Here is a 17,881-nt window from a genome sequence, read left to right as displayed (position 1 = left end):
AGCGCCGTGCATGTCGCCCGGCATCGCACACGCGGCAAGCTTCTTGTCCGCGACCGGGTCGACCGGCTCTGCGACCCCGGAACGGCGTTTCTGGAACTCTCATCGCTTGCCGCCTGGGGCCAGTATGACAACGCGGTGCCCGGCGCCGGCATCGTCACCGGGATCGGTATCGTCCAGGGGCGCCCGGTGATGCTCATCGCCAATGATGCCACGGTGAAGGGCGGAAGCTTCTTTCACGAGACGGTCAAGAAACACGTCCGCGCCCAGGAGATCGCCGCCAACCTGCGCCTGCCGTGCCTCTATCTCGTCGATTGCGGCGGCGCCTACCTGCCCGAGCAGGACCGCGTCTTTCCGGACCGAGACCACTTCGGCAATGCCTTCTGGCGACAGTGCCGGATGTCGGCTTCGGGGCTGGCGCAGATCGCGCTCGTGCTCGGCGGCTGCACGGCGGGCGGCGCGTATATCCCTGCCCTGGCCGACCAAGTGATCATGGTCGAGGGTCAGGCACGTATTCACCTTGGCGGTCCCTCGATCGTGAAGGTCGCGGTGCAGGAGGAGGTGGACGGCGAGACCCTGGGCGGGGCGCGGATGCACACGACCATCTCTGGCGTCTGCGATCACCGGGTGACGACCGAGGCCGAGGGCCTGGCGTTGCTGCGCCAGTTGGTCGCCGATCTGCCCGATCCCCGCGCCGGATGGCAGCCACCGCGCGAACCGCAGCCCCCCGCCTTCGATGCCGCCGACCTGGCCGGCATCATCAGTGCCGATCCGCGCCACCCGTACGACGCGCGCGAGGTGATGGCGCGCCTCGTGGACGGTTCAGCCCTGAGCGAATTCAAACCGGAATGGGGGGCCAGCGCCGTCTGCGCCTTTGCGGCGATCCACGGCTGTCCGGTCGGGATCATCGGCAACAACGGCGCCCTTGTCTCGCAAGCCGCGCTGAAGGCCGCGCAGTTCATCCAGCTCTGTGACCAGCGCCGTATACCGCTTCTCTTCCTGCACAACATCACCGGCTTCATGGTCGGTACCGAGGCCGAGCGCGGTGGGATCGCGAAGGACAGCGCCAAGATGGTCTATGCGATGGCCAATGCCCGGGTCCCGAAGCTTTCGCTGATCGTCGGCGGCTCCTACGGCGCGGGCAACTACGGGATGTGCGGACGTGGCTTTCGCCCCGATTTCCTCTTCGCCTGGCCCTCGGCCCGCGTCGCCACCATGTCGGCCGATATCGCGGCGAACGTGATGCTGGAACTGCGCCGCGCCAACCTGCGCCAACCGCCGACTGACGCCGAACTGGCCGAAGTCGAGGCGGAGGTCCGAGCGCAGTATGCCGAGCAGAGCGATCCCTACTACGCGACCTCGCGCCTCTGGGACGATGGCATCATCGAACCCGCGCAGTCGCGCGACGTCCTTGGCCTGTGCATTGCGCTGCTGGCCTCGCGCCCCGAAGATGCGCAGTTTTCTCCCGTCTACCGGATGTAAGCGATGGCCGAATTCGAGACCCTGACCCTGACCACAGATCCGCGCGGCGTCGCGTTTCTGACGCTCAACCGTCCCGAGCGGCACAACGCGCTCGATGCCGTGCTCATTGCCGAGCTGTCGCGCGCCGCGGCGCAACTTGGGGCCGACCCGGCGGTGCGTGTGGTGGTGCTGACGGGCGCTGGCAAGAGCTTCTGCGCCGGCGGGGATATCGGCTGGTTCCGTGACACGCTGGCGCTGGACCGCGCCGGCCGCGTCGCGCAGAGCGCGGAACTGGGCCAGATGCTGGCCGCGCTCGCGCATCTGCCGAAACCCCTGATCGGCCGCATCCAGGGCCCGGCCTATGGCGGCGGCATCGGCATGATCGCGGTCTGCGACGTGGCCATCGGCGCGGCCGAGGCGCGGTTCGGGTTGACCGAGGTGTGGCTGGGCCTGATCCCGGCCAATATCTCGCCTCATGTCATCGCCCGGATCGGCACGGCGCGGGCGCGGGCGACGATGTTGTCGGGCGCCCTTTTCGACGCCGCGCATGCTGAGCGCATCGGCCTGCTGGACCGCGCGGTGCCAACTGCCGACCTGGACGCGGCCGTCGAGGCGGTGGTGTCTGCGCATCTGGAGGCCGCACCGGCCGCCGTGACCGCGACCAAGCTTCTGATCCGCGACGTTGCCGCCGCGCCCGCGGAGGGCCACGTCGCCCTGACCTCGGAACGGCTGGCCGATGCCTGGGAAAGCCCCGAGGGGCGCGCGGGGATCGACGCCTTCCTGGCGCGCCGCACGCCGCCCTGGCGAAGCGGGGCATGAGCTTCGACACCGTCCTTATCGCCAACCGGGGCGAGATTGCGCGCCGCATCATCCGCGCCTGCCGCGAACTGGGCCTGCGCGCGGTTGCGGTCTATTCCGACGCCGACCGCGACGCCCCCTTCGTCACCGAGGCAGACATGGCGCTGCCCATCGGCCCGGCCGAGGCCGCGCAAAGCTACCTCGACCCCGACCGCCTGATCGCGGCGGCGCGGCGCGCGGGCGCCCAGGCCCTGCATCCCGGCTACGGCTTCCTGTCCGAGAACGCGGATTTCGCGCGCCGTGTCGCCGAGGCCGGACTTGTCTGGGTCGGTCCCCCGGCAGAGGTGATCGCCCTGATGGGGTCGAAATCCGCCGCCAAGGCCGAGGCCGATGCCGCTGGCCTGCCAATCCTGCCTGGCTACCGTGGTGCGGACCAGTCCGACACAACCTTGGCATTGGAGGCCGCACGACTCGGCGTCCCGCTCCTGATCAAGGCCAGTGCCGGCGGCGGCGGGCGCGGCATCCGCCGAGTCGACGACCTTGCGGCCTTTCCCGTCGCGCTCGACGCCGCCCGGCGCGAGGCGCAGGCGGCCTTCGGCACCTCGGACGTGCTACTGGAACGGCTGCTGGAGGGCGCACGGCATGTCGAGGTTCAGGTCCTCGCCGATCATCACGGGCGGGTGCTGCACCTCGGTGATCGCGACTGTTCGATCCAGGCCAACCACCAGAAGCAGATCGAGGAGGCGCCGGCGCCCGACATCCCCGCCCGCCTCCGCGCCGCCATGACCGATGGCGCAGTCGCGCTGGCCCGACACATCGGCTACCGCAACGCAGGTACGGTCGAATACCTCTACGATCCGTTAGCCGGCAGCTTTCATTTCCTGGAGATGAACACGCGCCTTCAGGTGGAGCATCCGGTGACCGAGGCGGTGACGGGCATCGACCTGGTCGCCTGGCAATTGCGGGTCGCGCAGGGTGAGGCGATCCCCCTGACGCAGGCCGATGTCACCACCACGGGCTCGGCGATCGAGGCGCGGATCGCCCTCGACGGGACCGGCGGGCACACCGTTACTCGCTGGCATCTGCCCGACCTGCCGGGCCTCCGGCTCGACAGCGCCATCGAGACGGGCAGCGTCATCACGCATCATTACGACCCGATGATCGCCAAGCTGATCGCGCATGGACCCAACCGGGCGACCGCGCTGGCGCGACTGCGCCATGCTCTTGCGGCGCTGGAGGTGGGCGGGATCGGCACCAACATCGCGCGCATGGACTCCCTGCTGGCGTCTCCCGACTTCGCGCAAGCGCGCCTGTCCACCGGCTTCCTTCTGCGCAATTCACCGGCGGAACCGGCTCCGCCGGGGCCGGACGCCCGCGCACTCGCTGCGCTTGCGATGGCGCTCGCCGCCGCCCGGGGCAGTCGTGCGCCCGGCCCCTGGCCGCAGTTGGGCGCGTGGCGGTTGACCGCACCGGCCGGACGCGGCGGCGCCAGTTGGCATCGTATTGTGGATGCCGACCTCTGCGTTCGCGAGGTCCCGGGGGGACATGAAGTGACCGACGTCGAGGGCGCGATCCTCTTGAGTGCCTCCAATGCACGCCTCGTGGGTGATCTCCTCGACCTTGAGACCGGCAGCGAGCGCCGGCGCATCGCCGTCGCCATCGACCCCACCGAGATCATCTTGACCGAAAGCACGAGCACCTATCGCCTGGCGCGGGGCATCGCCCTCGGCGGCTCGGGTCGTACCAATCCGTCCGGCACGGACATCACGGCGCCGATGCCCGGCCTTTTGGTCGAACTGCTGCACCCGTCGGACGCCCGACTGCAACAGGGCGATCCGGTTCTGGTCTTCGAGGCGATGAAACTCATGCAGACCCTGACCGCGCCCTGTGACGGCATTCTGTCCGAACTGCCGCATGCGGCGGGATCGACCGTGCCCGCCGGCGCATTACTCGCCCGCCTGACCCCGATCAAGGACACTTCGACATGACCGACATGCCCTTCCTGACCGACGAGCACCGAATCTTCCGTGACCAGCTGCGCCGCTTCGTCGAGGACGAGGTTCGCCCCCATGCCACCGTGTGGGAAGCCGCGGGCGAGATCCCGCGCGCGGTCCTGCGCCGGATGGGCGAGTTGGGCTTTCTGGGCATCCGCTACCCGGAGGCACATGGCGGCGCGGCGATGGACACGCTCGCCACCGTCATCTTCGCTGAGGAACTCGGCCGTTCCGGCTGCGGCGGCTTCGCGATCACCGCGCTGGTGCATACCGACATGGCCTCACCGCACCTGGCAAATGCCGGTACGCCCGACCAGATCGCCCGCTACATGCCCGACATCATCGCCGGGCGCAGGATCACCGCGGTCGCGGTGACCGAGCCCGATGCCGGATCGGACGTGGGCGGCATCCGCAGCCAGGCGCGGCTCGACGGCAACCACTGGGTGCTCAACGGACGCAAGCTCTACATCACAAACGGCGTGCTGGGAGATCTTTATTTCGTGGCGGCCCGCACCGACATGCAGGCGAAACCCTCGCGCGGGACCACGATGTTCATTGTCGAGAAGGGCACGCAGGGCCTGAGCGTCGCGCGCCAGCTCGACAAATCCGGCTGGCGCAGTTCGGATACCGCAGAGTTGCTGCTCGACGATGTGCGCGTTCCCGCCGATCAGGTCCTGGGCGAGATCGGTGGTGGCTTCTACGCGATCATGCAGAATTTCCAGAACGAACGCCTGGTTCTGGGCGCGCAGGCTATGGGCGAGGCGCAGCGCGCGCTTGAGATCACGCTTGACTATGTGAAGGATCGCAAAGCCTTCGGAGCGACTCTCTGGGACAAGCAGGTGATCCGGCAACGCCTGGCCCACCGCTGGGCCGAGGTGGCCGCAGCACGGGCGCTGATCTACCAGACGGCCGCCGCCATGGAGGCAGGCAACGATTGCGTGCGCGAGGTTTCCGCGATCAAGGCGCTCTGCGGCGAGCTGGTCAACAAGGTGATGTACGACTGCCAGCAGTTTCACGGCGGATTTGGCTACATGACCGGAACCGAAATCGAACGCATGGTCCGCGACGCCCGCGTTCAGGCCATCGGTGGCGGCGCGACCGAGGTGATGCTCGAAGAGATCGCGAAGCGCCTTTGACAGGAATTCTCAAGTTTGTCCGGGTGCGTCGTCGACGGCGGTCCGGCGCCGCTTCAGGTATGCATAGCGAGATCGCGGAGCAGACCCAGACAAAATTGGTTGGACGTTACTTCATGCGCGCGCCACACGGCCGGTAATTCGCTGGAGCTGTGAAGTGCTCGGCCCAAAGCAGCCTTCTGACCCAATGGGCATGCCGCGGTGCGGCTTCCCTGAACCGGTCACTCATGTAGAGCGCAGCATTTTGTGCTACAGGATGTCGCTGATGCGGACGAAGCGGACCTTCGCTGCGGGTGCGACCCATGTCCTCACGATCGCGACATACAGCTACAGCGTCCCCGACTCGACGCGCAAACGCATGGTTGAGGTGCAGAACCGTCACAAGGAACCCGCATCTTCGCAGCCTCGAAAGACGCGCCGCCCAGGCCCACGGAGTCCTGATGCGGTCCCCATCCGGGCACTTGACCGATCCATGGGATATTTTACTAACGCCGCGGAAACCGGCGAGGCTACTCTCAGCCTGCGCCGCGGACCTGATGCGGTATGCCCGCTCCGTCGATGCACCCGCCTTCCTCTATGCGCTCGCCGCGCTGCCCGCTCCGATCCTGGCGTATCTGCCATGGATCAGGTGGCGCCGGCAGGCCTGCTGACGCGCCAGTCCGAGGCAACAGCCTTCACTTCGTGTGCGAATTTGCAGGCGCCACCAGCTACGCAGAGACCGATTGAAGAATGCGCTCGAGCAGCGGCCGGTTTGCTGCGACGAAGCCTTCGCCGGTGCGTCGCAGAGCATCCATATTTTCAGGCGTGGCATTGTCCATGTCGGCCACGGCGCCGTGTGCCAGCTTGGGTTGGACCCGGATATAAGTCAGCTCCGGAATCGTGCTCAGCAGCGACCGGTTCCGTGATCCCGGCCCACCCCAGATCCTTTGCCAGAGGTGCGCCATATCTGCCGGCCAATTGGCGTTCGCGGCGATCTGGGCGACATCGACCGCTTCCGGGATGTCGGCCTCTCCGGTGCCCAACGAAACGAGCACGACCGGCTCCCTGCCCTCCGACAGGTCCCGGCCCATCGTGTAGCCGACCAGCGACGGGTCGTTCGTAACCTCTCCTCCGTCAACGCAGTGGATCATGCGGCCACCGGGCGCCGGGTAGCGCAATCCGGGGAAATAGGTCGGCGCCGCCGAGGTGGCGCGCGCAACCACCGCCATTTCCGGATCGCCGAGGTGGGACGACGCAATCCCGCCGCCCTGGAAAATCAGGGGCTTCCGGCGCTCGAAGTCATAACTCACCACCGCCACGGGCTTGATGGCCTGGGACATTCGGGTCGTGCCGAACTCGCGCCGGAGCTCCTGCTCGAGCGGCGCCGCCGAATAGCGCGCGTTGCCCTGCTCCCCATGCTCGCCGAAGGGCGCGAAAATATTGCTCACATTCTGGAAGCCGAGCGCGTGTTGGGACCTCGTGCGCAAATCCGCGTCGTCCGGCTGTTGCGTCCGCACGCCGCTTGGCGCCTCTTGCCCGCTCTTCGGCCGGTGGATGGAACCGACACCGCCGAGCGGAAAGACCAGAGGTCCTCGGTCGAGGTAGAGCGACCGTATCTCGGCCGCGCTGCGTGGCGCGCCGCCCTGCTGCGGACAAACCAGACCCATGGCCATGATCCCGCCGGTGGACGTGCCCGCAAGTCCATCGAAGAGCGCGTGAATCGGGCGCCCGGCCATTTCTTCGAGCGCGGCAAGCAGCGTTGCCGGGATAATCCCGCGAATTCCGCCGCCGTCAATTGACAGTATGCGCATCTCGCCCCCCCTCGTGCAGGCGAAGAACATTGCCCATACTGCACCTGCTCCGCAGCTGGTGCAATATCCACCGACAGGACCGCCGCGCTCCTGTAGCCGATCACATTCCGCGCGCGGACCTGGCTCAGCTCAAGCGCGTCACCTGAAACCAGCACCCGAGCGACAAGAAAAAAACGCCCGCCGGATGTCTCCGGCGGGCGTCGTCATGGTTTGCAGGCGAGCGTCAGACGAGCCCGCCGAGGTAGTGCGCTGCCGCCTGCTCGACCTCCCGCGCGGTCACCACGGGCGAATTGTGCGGCGGCCTTGAACGCTTCGCCGCGCCTGCTCGGTTGCCGACAGCGCCACGCCATAGACGAATGGCCGGTGTGGGCTCCTTGCGGCCCTGCGGCGGTGCAGCATGGCCTCGCTGACCCTTTTGAGGTCGACCAGCGACGCGCTCGACCCACTACGGACATTCGTCAGGTGGCCGGTGTCTAAATGCGGTTTCCTCGAATCGGACGTTTGTGCAAAGTGCAGCAATTCCGTTGCCCCAATGAAAATATACGCAAGTTGACGACTTTCGACGCTTCCGCCGACGACCCAGATGACCGATACCGCCACGCCTCTGGCCGACTACGACCGTTCGAGGCTACGCATCATTTTGGACAGAGCCAGAAAGACAGACCTTGGAACAGGGAACGCGCGGGTCTCACTTCAACCTGACGTCGCGCCCGCCGAAAGCCGCCTGGAACGCCGGTCGCGCCGCGCAGCGCCCAAGGTAGGCCGCCAGTGCAGGGTGATCGTCCAATGACTTCACCTGAGACGAAACCCATACGGAATAGCCGATCTGGCAGTCAGCGCCAGAAAACTCGCTCAGTAACCATTCAGAACCACCGATCCATGCGTCCAGTAGACGGAGAGCCGCCGTCAGATGCTCCGGTGCGCCCGCCTCCTCTCTTCGTGCCACGTGCTGGACCATCGTCTCGGAGAAATGCAGCCAGTCCAGCCACCCCGCGCGGCCCGGAGCGCCCGGCTCTCGCCAAAGATGGGCAGCGCGGGTTTCGCAGAGCCACTCTGCCATCGCGCCTGTCTCGTGCATCATCGCCTCGCCATCGCGCAGCGCCGGCGGACGTGCCGGATGCAGCGCCGAGTCCAAGGTGCGCGAAGACGGCAGCGCCTCCAGACGGTAGGCACAGCCGATCTCCTCCAGCAGCCAGAGAATGCGGGTCGAACGGGACAAGGGTGCGTGCCAAAGCGTGAGGTCGGTCATTGCTTTAGCTTTACAGCCACCGCGGCCGACATGCATCAGGCTCTGCCTCAGGGGAATCGCCCTTGGGTTCGTCTCGCCATGTCGAGCTCAAACATCACGCGCACAGTGAAAGCCGGCCCTTTGCTGACAGTCAGGAGTTGCTCTTGAGAGCTGCCAACTTCCCAGAAGCTGGTCGGCATGGGCGGTGAGAAACGCATTCAGTTCGGCTTCAACCGCCTGCGCGATCAGTTCCCGCGCACCTTGGCGCAGCAAGTCTGTGAGAGGGTCAGGTGATAATCCGTCTGGCGCGCGAAACGCGACAACCGTATCCTTCGTCATGTGGCATATCCTTTTCTCTGCGAGAACTGCGGCGCGTGAACAACGCCTTGATATGCCACCCAATCCCCAGTCACCAACTTTCAGCTATAGCTCCCCAGAAGCTGCCGCTCACGCGTGAAGCAGCGAGGCGCTTTGAACCGAATTGAGAGGCACCCCATCTACAAGGGGACTGACCCCAGTTTGCGGTCACCGGTACAATGTCAGATAAGGAGCACAAGCATGCGAGAATTGGCTGGCTGTGGGCATCCACCGCATCAGTCCGAGCTCGGGAGCTCGTCATTTCTATCGGAAGCGTCCTCGAGAAAAAATATGCTCTTCGTGCCATCCTGTGCAAGGAGTTGGAGGCCAGACTGGCTGGCGAATTCGTCATGCACTGAGCCGATAAGCAGCACATGAGAGTAATTCAACGTCCAGCCCCTAGCGAAAGCCCAGGACTCGTCGAATGCCGGAGACCAGCGGTCGGCGGGCAGCTCTAGAACCGCTGCAGGAACTGCTGAAGGCTGGGGCGCGGAGAGGTGCTCTTTTGCCGACACCATGCCAAGGCTGTGGGATCCACCGACAAAGAGCGTGGGCACGAATACCTCTGCAAGAGGGACAAGATATGCCGCGGTATGAAAGTGACGTGTGGTTACCGGGTCGGATTGCTGACCGACGACCGGCAGCACTCTCGCACCGGCGGGCATGTCGGCTCCCGCAACGCCAGCAAGCTCTGTAAGAGCAGCTATCTGTTCGGAATACGCACGCGAAGCACGATCAAGGACATAGGAACGGGCCGCGATGGCTGACAAAAGTGCAAGCACTAGGCACCCCACAAACGCCGAGGCTCGCGGTACTATCGGCTTGAGGTCGGAGGCGGCGATCAGCACGCCGAACAGCAGGACCGGAAAGCGCAAATGCGTGAAGTGTACACCCGATAGCTGTACAGGCATAAGTAGCGTGACAAGACCGAGCAGCAGCAGGGGACCCCTCATGCTGCTTGCCAGCAGGAACGTCGCACCGATTCTGCCGGCCAGAACCCAGAGAATCACGAGTATGCACAACAGCGCAATCGACTGGTCGATCAGCGGCTGAAGTAGTGAGCCGGTCATCATCTGAGCCCCGAAGGGCGACAGGATGATCTGCACCCGTTCCGACAAGGGACCGAAGCTCGTGGTCGTGCCATAGCCGGGTGCAGGCGCACTGACTGACAGCAGCAGATGCATCAGACAGGCAGCAGTGATCACGGCGACCCCAAGCCAGTCTGGCGCCCGAGGATCCAGCGTACGACCGCTGCTCCCGGGACGCCACACCCGCCCACCCTCGTAGCCGAAGACCAGGATCGCATATGCCAGCAGCACCAGCACATGCCCCAGATAGAGGGCCGCAACCACGCCGAGTGCAAGAGCAAGCCTGAGCAGGGGCGCAGCCCGTCGTGCAGCGATCCAGAGCGCAAAGCCCAGGATGCCGAGTGGCAGCGTTACTACAAAGTTCTCAAATCCCCAGAGCACATTGCCGTTGTAGACCAGCAGCCCGGCCAGCAGCGGCCAGGGCGACCAGTGGCCATGTAGCACGCGGTGCAGGATCATGACTGAGGCCGCGAAGCCAAGCATCGCGAAGCCTATAGCCCAGTGCGAAAAGGCGATCGCATCCTGTGCCGAGACCGGAGCGAACCACATGCGGATCTGCCAGGCCATATCGACGGCCGCATTCGTGCCCAGCCCGCCCTGTAGCTGGAAATGCGCTGCCAACGCTGGATCAGCGCCGGCGATGATGTGGCGCCGGGCGATATGGTTGGGCAGATCTTCGAAGGGCAGGTAGGCATTCAGCAACAGAGGAAGGACGATCAGCAGGCCTCCAACGGCTGCCGCTGCGGCCGTCAGGACCGGCAGCGACCAAGCCTCGATGGTTGGGCCACGCCCCGCAAGCTCCGCGTCAAGCGTCCGCATGGCTCACCACCTCGTCGATCAGATAGCTGGGTCGGCGTTTGGTTTCGACATAGGTCTTGCCCAGATATTCGCCCAGAATGCCGATCCCCATGATCTGGATGCCGCCGATCAGGTAAATCGACACCACCAGCGACGCCCAACCCGACACGGTGGCCCCCGACAGGGCCATGCCAACAGCATACAGGATGTAACCGCCGGCTAGCACAGAGATGATGATCCCAAGGTAGAAGATCCAGCGTAGTGGCCGGACAGAAAACGAGGTGATGCCTTCAAGCGCGAGAAGCAGCATCCGGCGTAGGGTATAGCCGGATTCGCCCCGGCTGCGTGCCTGCCGTGCATAGGACACGACCGAACTGCGAAACCCGAGGCTGCGGATCAGTCCGCGCAGGTAAAGGTTTTGTTCGCCGTACTGGCGCAAGGCCTCGATGGATTTCCGACCCATCAGACGGAAATCGGCATGATCGTGCAGCACGTCGACTCCGAGTCCGGCCAGAAGGCGGTAGTAGCCCTGTGCGGTGATGCGCTTGAATGCTGTATCCGTGCTGCGATCCTTGCGGACGCCGAACACGATTTCGTCGCCCCTCAGAAACGCCGCCAGCATGTCCGGGATCACCGAGATGTCGTCCTGCAGGTCGGCGTCGAGACTGATGACTGCATCGCCCGTCGCGGTCATCAACCCGGCCAGCAGGGCAGGCTGGTGCCCAAAGTTCCGCGACAGCCTGATCCCGACGATATCCTGCCGGGTTGTCGCAGCATCGGCTATCAGGTCCCACGTGGCATCTGTCGAGCCATCATCGATCAGCACGATCTCGCAAGTCCTCAGTTGCGGGTGCGCCGCGCAGGACTTAAGCCAGACCTCCTCCACGGCCTCGAGTAGCGGGCCGATATTGGCCTGTTCGTTGTAGCAAGGCACCACAAAGGACACATTGACCGCTGCCCGCAACGGACGTGACGTTCCCGGTTTGCTGCCCTGTGCCGCTGCGATCCTTACGGAGGTGGTGGCACCAAGGCGCTGTGCTGCGTTTCCGATCATGGCCGAAACACCCATTTTCTGAAGATGACCCAATTCATCGAAGCCATCGCCAGCGTCACGATGAGCCCTGTCGTCAGTGCGCCAATGCCCATCCCATCACGCAGAGCGACGACAAGGGCCGTGCTGAACCCTAGGCCCAGACCGTTTGCAACGACGAAACGAGCGAGAGAGCGGCCCAGCCTCGCCGAGGTCGGAAAGGTAAAGGTCTGATGACCCATGAACTGGATGGCGATAGCCGCAAGATATGCTGCGATGCTTGCGGTCGTGTCGCGCAGCCCCAGTTCGACCAGTGCCGCAAAGCCCACCACATAGGCCACTGCGGTCACCGCGCCGACGGTGCCAAACCGCGCTAGGGTGACCAAACTACGCGGATGTGGCACGGGCACAGCGTCTGACATCACGACGTGGCCTGCTGCAGCCGCGCCACCGGGTGCATGCGCGTCAGGATCCGGCGCTTGATCCGCGCCATGGCCAGGATCATGCCCGCCGGTAGCCGACGCAGCAAGGCACAACGCGTACGCCACCACGGCGAAGCCATCTCGGCAAGCGGCATGTCCGCGGGGACGATGGCGGCAGACAGCGGCGCCGGCAGATCGGACAGCCGCTCGGCGCGCACATAAAGGACGCTGTTGTAGCGATACCAGGGTTCGACGCGATGATCTGCGCGCAAGATCGGGCGCAGATAGTCCACCGCGACATAGCTATGGGCGCGGAACAGGTTGCGCCAGTATTCCAGGGGCTGTTCATTGACATGGAACTCGCCACCCTGACCAGGGATCGCTGCCGAGAACAGGACATGATCGGCATGATCCACCAGAGTGCGGATCAGGTCCGGGCCGCTTGCCGGCGGCAGATGCTCAGCGACTTCGAGCGAGATCGCCAGACCGAAGCGCCGATCCGCGGGCAGACGGAGGGTGAGATCATGCGCCCGGAAATTCGCGGGATCGATCAGCAGGCCATCCCGGTCTACGTAGGTTCCATCCACACCACGAACTTCGGCACCCGCAAAGCGAGCAGAAAAGGCAGCAGCCCAGGTTCCCGATCCGCAGCCGATGTCAACCGCCGAATAGGGCAGGGTTTCAACAAGCGGCGCCAATTCATCGAGGACGATCTCCGCGGACCGAGCAGATCCCGTCTTGATCGAATCCATGAAGCGGCCGTCATACCTGCCTGACATGGCCCATTCTCCAAACTGTTTCTCGATTTACAGCTAATCCCGAATGATGGCGAGATTTCGACATCTTGTCGTCCTGCGCCGGACTGGGCGTGGTGAAAAGCTTCGAGTGTGCATAGGGCAGTCGCAGGGCGCTTACTTGCAGACCTGCCAAAAGCCGCCAGGGAACGGGACCGGAACAATGAACGTCCGCTCCTATCAGACTCTGCCGAAGCAACGCTGCACCTGCATCGGTCGGCTTCCCGCCCATTGCGTAAAGGCAGTTCCGCGTAGTCGAGGCCCGACCTCATCGCTCCTTTCGGATTGATCGGCATGCTGCGGCGCGGATTCACCTCGCGGGTCATTGGCTTTGTCGCTGAAGATCCACGGGTCGAACCTGGATGACGGACGATGCGCCGGCGCCGTCCGCAACTCTGTTGTTTTCGCCGGCGCGCCGGCCAATGACCCAACATTGGTTCAGGGCAATTCCCACTGGGTGGCCGTATAGAAAGACAGACAGAGTCAAGGCGAACGCGATTTCGATCGCATTTGTGCAAAGCCGTCGCCCGTGGCAGGAACGGTGTGTCCGCGACGATCAGGAGAGAGCGATGCCCGGGAACCCGCACGAAGACCACGCCGACATCCGCGACGGCGTTCGCGCCCTCTGCTGCCAGTTCCCAGACGAGTATCACCGGAATGTTGACGCGGAAGGCGGCTACCCGGAGGAGTTTGTCGAGGCACTCAGCCGCGAGGGATGGCTGGCCGCGCTGATTCCGGAGGAGTATGGCGGCTCGGGCCTCGGACTGACCGAGGCGTCGGTGATCATGGAAGAGATCAACCGTGCCGGCGGCAATTCGGGCGCCTGTCACGGCCAGATGTACAACATGAACACGCTGGTCCGGCATGGCTCGGAAGAGCAGCGCCAACGCTACCTCCCGAGGATCGCGGCGGGAGAGTTGCGCCTGCAATCGATGGGCGTGACCGAGCCCACCACGGGCAGCGACACGACGAAGATCAAGACGATTGCCGTGAAGAAGGGCGACCGCTACGTGATCAATGGCCAGAAGGTCTGGATCAGCCGCGTCCACCATTCCGACCTCATGATCCTGCTCGCCCGCACCACACCGCTCGCCGAGGTGTCCCGCAAGGCCGATGGGCTCTCCATCTTTCTGGTCGATATCCGCGAGGCCTTCCAAAACGGCATGTCCGCGCGTCCGATACCGAACATGGTCAATCACGAGACCAATGAGCTCTTCTTCGATAACCTGGAGATCCCGCAGGAGAACCTCATCGGGGAAGAGGGCAAGGGATTCCGGTACATCCTGACCGGCCTCAACGCCGAGCGGACGCTGATCGCCGCGGAATGCATCGGCGACGGGTACTGGTTCACCGATCGGGTGACGAAGTACGTCAGCGAGCGGGAGGTCTTCGGGCGGCCCATCGGGCAGAACCAGGGCGTCCAGTTCCCGATCGCCGAGGCCTTCATCGAGATCGAGGCGGCGAACCTGATGCGGTACAGGGCCTGCGCGCTCTATGATGCCGGCCGGCCCTGCGGCGCCGAGGCCAACATGGCGAAGTATCTCGCCGCCAAGGCGTCCTGGGAAGCGGCGAACGCCTGCCTTCAATTCCATGGCGGTTTCGGCTTTGCGCGCGAGTACGATATCGAGCGCAAGTTCAGGGAAACGCGCCTCTACCAGGTGGCGCCGATCTCGACCAACCTGATCCTGTCCTACGTCGCCGAGCATGTGCTCGGCCTGCCGAGGTCGTTCTGATGCGTCCGCTGGAAGGGCTCCAGGTGATCGCCATCGAGCAGGCGGTGGCGGCCCCGTTCGCGTCGTCCCGGCTGGCGGATGCGGGCGCGCATGTCGTCAAGATCGAGCGTCCGGAAGGCGATTTCGCCCGCGGCTACGACGCCGTCGCAAGCGGGCAGTCGAGCTACTTCGTCTGGCTTAACCGCGGCAAGGAGAGCCTGACGCTCAATCTGGGCCGCGCGACCGGCAAGGCGCGGCTGGGCGATCTGATTGCTGGGGCCGACGTCCTGATCCAGAATCTCAAGCCCGGTGCGCTCGGGCGGCTGGGCTTCGACTTGGCGCGGTTGCACGCTGAGAACCCGCGGCTCATCTCCTGCTCGATTTCCGGTTTCGGCGACGAGGGGCCGATGGCCGACCGCAAGGCCTACGACCTGCTCATTCAGGCCGAAAGCGGCCTCTGCTCGATTACCGGCGGCCCATCCGAACCCGCCCGTGTGGGCATTAGTGATCGCGAATGGCGCCTCCTCGCCCGCGACGTTATCGGCGACGAGGGCCTGGGGACCGACCCGCGCTTCGCCACCAATCTCGCCCGGGTAGAGCACCGCCCTGAAACCGACGCGTTGGTCGCCGCGGCCTTCGCGCGCCATGACGCCGACGCAGCCATTGCGTTGCTGACCAAGGCCGATATCGCATGGGCCTCAGTCAACGACATGGCCGGCCTCTCCGCGCATCCCCATCTGCGCCGGGTGCGTGTGGAGAGCCCCGGAGGTCCGGTCAGCATACCGGCGCCGGGCGCACGGTTTCGCGGCGAGGACCGCGCCTATGGCCCGGTGCCCGCGCTCGACCCAGCGGAAGAATAGTCATGGACATTGAAAGACTGTGCACCTGGATTGGCCGCGACGAGACCGAGAGCGAAGTCCTGACCCCCGCGCTGGTACGCCGCTTCAACGCCACCTTCGACCGCTCGTCGGGCACCGCGCCCGGAGACGAGGCGCCGCTCCTGATCCATCTCTGCCTTGCCCAGCCCATCGCGCCGATGTCGGCGCTCGGGCGCGACGGGCACCCGGCGCTCGGTGGGTTCCTGCCGCCGGTGCCACTTCCGCGGCGAATGTGGGCGGGCGGCACCTTCGACTTCCACGGCGCGATCCGCATCGGCGAGACCGTGACGCGCCGTTCGGTGATCCACGACGTGACGCTGAAGCGGGGCCGCAGCGGGCAGCTGCGTTTCGTTACCATCGATCATGAGGTGACGAGCGACGGCCGTCCGGTTCTGAACGAACGTCAGGACATCGTCTACCGCGACGCCAAACCGGCAACGTGCCCGGCGACGGAGCCGGAACCGGCCGCCGCCGGCACGCATACTCTCACGCTGTCGCCGACCCCAACGCTCCTCTTTCGCTACTCCGCCCTCACCTTCAATGGCCATCGCATCCACTACGACCGGACCTTCTGCACCGAGACCGAGGGCTACCCCGGCCTCGTCGTGCACGGTCCGATGCAGGCGACCCTGCTCTGCCAGTTTGCCGCGAACCTGAAGGGGACCCGCCCCAGCCGCTTCGAGTTTCGTAGCCTGTCCCCGCTCTTCGATACCGACGAACTCATGCTCCACGCCGCGCCCGAGCCGGATTGCCTGCGCCTCTGGACCGCCCGCCCGCAGGGACCGGTCGCGATGGAGGCGCAAGCACACTGGTAGACGTCCGAACGAAACGCTTCCGGTCTGGCATCACAGACCCTAATCGACCCGGAACTGACCGCTGTTCCATAGATCCGAGGCCAACTTGCCTCATACGCAGTCGATTCACCTCGCCCGTCGCCGGACGACAAGCGATGTCTACTGCCAAGCGGATGGGTGAATGACCCGGAAAATCGCCCGATATCCGGCCAAACCGGGTGAAATGCGGACATGTGTGCTGACCAAGTCAGATGCGGTGAATGACGACATCGAAGATGCATTCCCGCACGCGAATGATATCTGGTGCCAGCCGTATGCAGGGAATCTTCCCCTGCTCGATGTAGCGTTGCATCGTCCGGGGCGAGCGGCCTATCGGGTCGCGCTCCGGCAAAGAAGGCGTCTTGAGCAGCGGTTCCTTGAATGCCCGCCAGGCGTTCTGCGGCACAAACAGATCACCTTCGAGCCGCCAGATGTCTTCCCAGAAATATTTCTTCCAGCCTTCGGCATCAACCGGCACAAGACCTGCTGTCGCGATAATCTCGCGCGCGGTCGAGTCGTAAACGTTCCAGTGTGTGGCAATCTCCGACACCCTCGCGCAGCCGGGCTTTTTCTTCATGTCTGTCTCCATGCACAATACAGGCAACAAAAAGGTACAAGACCGATCAAATCAAAATGGCGGGGTCCCGGAACGTCATTCAATCGCCAACCGACCTTCCGCGGTTTCGCGATGAACTCCGGCAACTCATTCTTTTCGGATTCCTGTAGGCCGCCCGGTCAACGCAGCGGCACTTCACCGTCGGAGGATTAGGCGTCACGAGAGCTTTCACCGGTCGGCTATCGCCGGCAAGGCACAGACGCACCTCGACCGTATCGAAATCGCGAAGCATGCCGCGGCGATCGCAAAGCAACATCGTGGTCAGCCCGTGGTCCCCGCATGATAGCCGGAGGGCCTCAATCACGCCGCTACTGACATCGGACCAACACCGCTCATGGCGGTCGTCTCGAACTCCGCCATAGAGGCACTCGTCCAAGTGATTTCCGGCGGGTCCGGGATGAAAAAACCGGACCCGCCGACTGGCGTCTACCGCTTCGGCTCCGAAGTCGACAGCGTCCTGATCGGAACAGGGATCGACCCACGCATGGGACCGGCTTGCGCCTGAGGGCCCTGCGGGAATGCCTCAGGTGGCGTGCGCGCCAGGACAAAGACGTCGAGCTGATTTGCTGGTCCGCGACGCATCGATCGCTGGGTCGGAAATTTTGAAGTGTGGCAGGCTCTGGGCAACATTCCCGGGACAACCGGCGCCGTGCTACCTGATCATCGGCGTCTCCGAAGAAATTTCTTCCGGCAGGTTCGAACGGACCAAGCTTCTGCGTAGAGGCTGCGGCCCCGACTTTCACAAACTCACTTTCGCAAACGATTTGCGAAACAGATCCGAAGGAACAACTATGACCGAGACGAGGACCGGCCGCCCACCGCAATACTCCGAAGATCAGGTAATGAAGGGAATCGATCGAGTCGAGCAGGATGGCGGCGAGACCACCGGCGAGACCGTGAAAAAAGCCATGTGCGACCATCAGGGTGTATCGAGAGGCATCAGCGCCCTGAG

The 17,881-nt window shown here is 64.6% G+C and carries 14 protein-coding genes and 1 pseudogene; 7 read left to right on the top strand and 8 right to left on the bottom strand.

Annotation, left to right across the window (positions count from 1 at the left end; translation table 11 throughout):
* From IM708_RS17890 to IM708_RS17875, 4 genes are all read left to right on the top strand, one after another.
* Nucleotides 1-1,479, top strand: a 1,479-nt coding sequence (locus IM708_RS17890; protein WP_209427938.1) for a carboxyl transferase domain-containing protein, incomplete at its 5' end; no start/stop codon positions are given.
* A gap of 3 nt (nt 1,480-1,482) precedes the next feature.
* Nucleotides 1,483-2,277, top strand: a complete 795-nt coding sequence (locus tag IM708_RS17885; RefSeq protein ID WP_209427937.1) for a crotonase/enoyl-CoA hydratase family protein — start codon at nt 1,483-1,485, stop codon at nt 2,275-2,277.
* Entirely contained in the window at nt 2,274-4,244 is a 1,971-nt protein-coding gene (locus tag IM708_RS17880; protein WP_209427936.1) for a biotin carboxylase N-terminal domain-containing protein, read from the top strand. The genes IM708_RS17885 and IM708_RS17880 overlap by 4 nt, the downstream gene beginning before the upstream one ends.
* Nucleotides 4,241-5,386, top strand: a complete 1,146-nt coding sequence (locus IM708_RS17875) for an acyl-CoA dehydrogenase family protein (protein ID WP_209427935.1) — start codon at nt 4,241-4,243, stop codon at nt 5,384-5,386. The genes IM708_RS17880 and IM708_RS17875 overlap by 4 nt, the downstream gene beginning before the upstream one ends.
* Nucleotides 5,387-6,090: 704 nt before the next feature.
* Here IM708_RS17875 and IM708_RS17870 read toward each other — a convergent pair.
* The 7 genes and pseudogenes from IM708_RS17870 to IM708_RS17840 form a co-directional block, all read right to left on the bottom strand.
* Nucleotides 6,091-7,173, bottom strand: a complete 1,083-nt coding sequence (locus tag IM708_RS17870) for a patatin-like phospholipase family protein (protein WP_209427934.1) — start codon at nt 7,171-7,173, stop codon at nt 6,091-6,093.
* 688 nt (nt 7,174-7,861) lie between these two features.
* Complete coding sequence (locus IM708_RS17865) at nt 7,862-8,422, bottom strand: glutathione S-transferase family protein (protein ID WP_209427933.1); 561 nt, start codon at nt 8,420-8,422, stop codon at nt 7,862-7,864.
* 186 nt (nt 8,423-8,608) lie between these two features.
* Nucleotides 8,609-8,740: pseudogene (locus IM708_RS17860) on the bottom strand (IS256 family transposase); the annotation flags it as partial.
* Nucleotides 8,741-8,994: 254 nt separating this feature from the next.
* Nucleotides 8,995-10,665 carry a hypothetical protein gene (locus IM708_RS17855; protein WP_209427932.1) on the bottom strand — a complete coding sequence of 557 codons (1,671 nt, stop codon included), beginning with the start codon at nt 10,663-10,665 and terminating at the stop codon, nt 8,995-8,997.
* Nucleotides 10,652-11,698 (bottom strand): glycosyltransferase family 2 protein, encoded by a 1,047-nt coding sequence (locus IM708_RS17850; RefSeq protein ID WP_209427931.1) that lies wholly within the window; start codon nt 11,696-11,698, stop codon nt 10,652-10,654. The genes IM708_RS17855 and IM708_RS17850 overlap by 14 nt, the downstream gene beginning before the upstream one ends.
* Entirely contained in the window at nt 11,695-12,096 is a 402-nt protein-coding gene (locus tag IM708_RS17845) for a GtrA family protein (protein ID WP_245243292.1), read from the bottom strand. The genes IM708_RS17850 and IM708_RS17845 overlap by 4 nt, the downstream gene beginning before the upstream one ends.
* Nucleotides 12,096-12,848 (bottom strand): class I SAM-dependent methyltransferase, encoded by a 753-nt coding sequence (locus tag IM708_RS17840; RefSeq protein WP_209427929.1) that lies wholly within the window; start codon nt 12,846-12,848, stop codon nt 12,096-12,098. The genes IM708_RS17845 and IM708_RS17840 overlap by 1 nt, the downstream gene beginning before the upstream one ends.
* A gap of 611 nt (nt 12,849-13,459) precedes the next feature.
* On the opposite strand from IM708_RS17840, the gene IM708_RS17835 reads away from it, so the two are divergent.
* Genes IM708_RS17835 through IM708_RS17825 form a run of 3 tightly spaced genes read left to right on the top strand, consistent with a single transcriptional unit; the run spans nt 13,460 to nt 16,295 of the window.
* Nucleotides 13,460-14,623 carry an acyl-CoA dehydrogenase family protein gene (locus IM708_RS17835; RefSeq protein ID WP_209427928.1) on the top strand — a complete coding sequence of 388 codons (1,164 nt, stop codon included), beginning with the start codon at nt 13,460-13,462 and terminating at the stop codon, nt 14,621-14,623.
* On the top strand, nt 14,623-15,462 hold the full coding sequence (locus IM708_RS17830) for a CaiB/BaiF CoA-transferase family protein (protein WP_209427927.1): 840 nt from the start codon (nt 14,623-14,625) through the stop codon (nt 15,460-15,462). Before IM708_RS17835 ends, IM708_RS17830 begins: the two co-directional genes overlap by 1 nt.
* A gap of 2 nt (nt 15,463-15,464) precedes the next feature.
* Nucleotides 15,465-16,295 carry a MaoC family dehydratase N-terminal domain-containing protein gene (locus IM708_RS17825; protein WP_209427926.1) on the top strand — a complete coding sequence of 277 codons (831 nt, stop codon included), beginning with the start codon at nt 15,465-15,467 and terminating at the stop codon, nt 16,293-16,295.
* Between the two features lie 226 nt (nt 16,296-16,521).
* Here IM708_RS17825 and IM708_RS17820 read toward each other — a convergent pair whose 3' ends face one another.
* Entirely contained in the window at nt 16,522-16,890 is a 369-nt protein-coding gene (locus IM708_RS17820; protein ID WP_209427925.1) for a hypothetical protein, read from the bottom strand.
* Nucleotides 16,891-17,881: the final 991 nt, after the last annotated feature.

This window comes from Pararhodobacter sp. SW119 (genome assembly GCF_017811755.1).
GTDB lineage: Bacteria > Pseudomonadota > Alphaproteobacteria > Rhodobacterales > Rhodobacteraceae > Pararhodobacter.
Note: the sequence above shows the minus strand (reverse complement) of the source record. Positions and strands in the feature narration are given on the sequence as shown.

Excerpts from the sequence above, each read along its gene's own strand:
- IM708_RS17885 (WP_209427937.1), top strand. The coding sequence starts at position 1,483 with ATGGCCGAATTCGAGACCCTGACCCTGACCACAGATCCGCGCGGCGTC.
- IM708_RS17880 (WP_209427936.1), top strand. The coding sequence starts at position 2,274 with ATGAGCTTCGACACCGTCCTTATCGCCAACCGGGGCGAGATTGCGCGC.
- IM708_RS17875 (WP_209427935.1), top strand. The coding sequence starts at position 4,241 with ATGACCGACATGCCCTTCCTGACCGACGAGCACCGAATCTTCCGTGAC.
- IM708_RS17870 (WP_209427934.1), bottom strand. The coding sequence starts at position 7,173 with ATGCGCATACTGTCAATTGACGGCGGCGGAATTCGCGGGATTATCCCG.
- IM708_RS17865 (WP_209427933.1), bottom strand. The coding sequence starts at position 8,422 with ATGACCGACCTCACGCTTTGGCACGCACCCTTGTCCCGTTCGACCCGC.
- IM708_RS17855 (WP_209427932.1), bottom strand. The coding sequence starts at position 10,665 with ATGCGGACGCTTGACGCGGAGCTTGCGGGGCGTGGCCCAACCATCGAG.
- IM708_RS17850 (WP_209427931.1), bottom strand. The coding sequence starts at position 11,698 with ATGATCGGAAACGCAGCACAGCGCCTTGGTGCCACCACCTCCGTAAGG.
- IM708_RS17845 (WP_245243292.1), bottom strand. The coding sequence starts at position 12,096 with ATGTCAGACGCTGTGCCCGTGCCACATCCGCGTAGTTTGGTCACCCTA.
- IM708_RS17840 (WP_209427929.1), bottom strand. The coding sequence starts at position 12,848 with ATGGATTCGATCAAGACGGGATCTGCTCGGTCCGCGGAGATCGTCCTC.
- IM708_RS17835 (WP_209427928.1), top strand. The coding sequence starts at position 13,460 with ATGCCCGGGAACCCGCACGAAGACCACGCCGACATCCGCGACGGCGTT.
- IM708_RS17830 (WP_209427927.1), top strand. The coding sequence starts at position 14,623 with ATGCGTCCGCTGGAAGGGCTCCAGGTGATCGCCATCGAGCAGGCGGTG.
- IM708_RS17825 (WP_209427926.1), top strand. The coding sequence starts at position 15,465 with ATGGACATTGAAAGACTGTGCACCTGGATTGGCCGCGACGAGACCGAG.
- IM708_RS17820 (WP_209427925.1), bottom strand. The coding sequence starts at position 16,890 with ATGAAGAAAAAGCCCGGCTGCGCGAGGGTGTCGGAGATTGCCACACAC.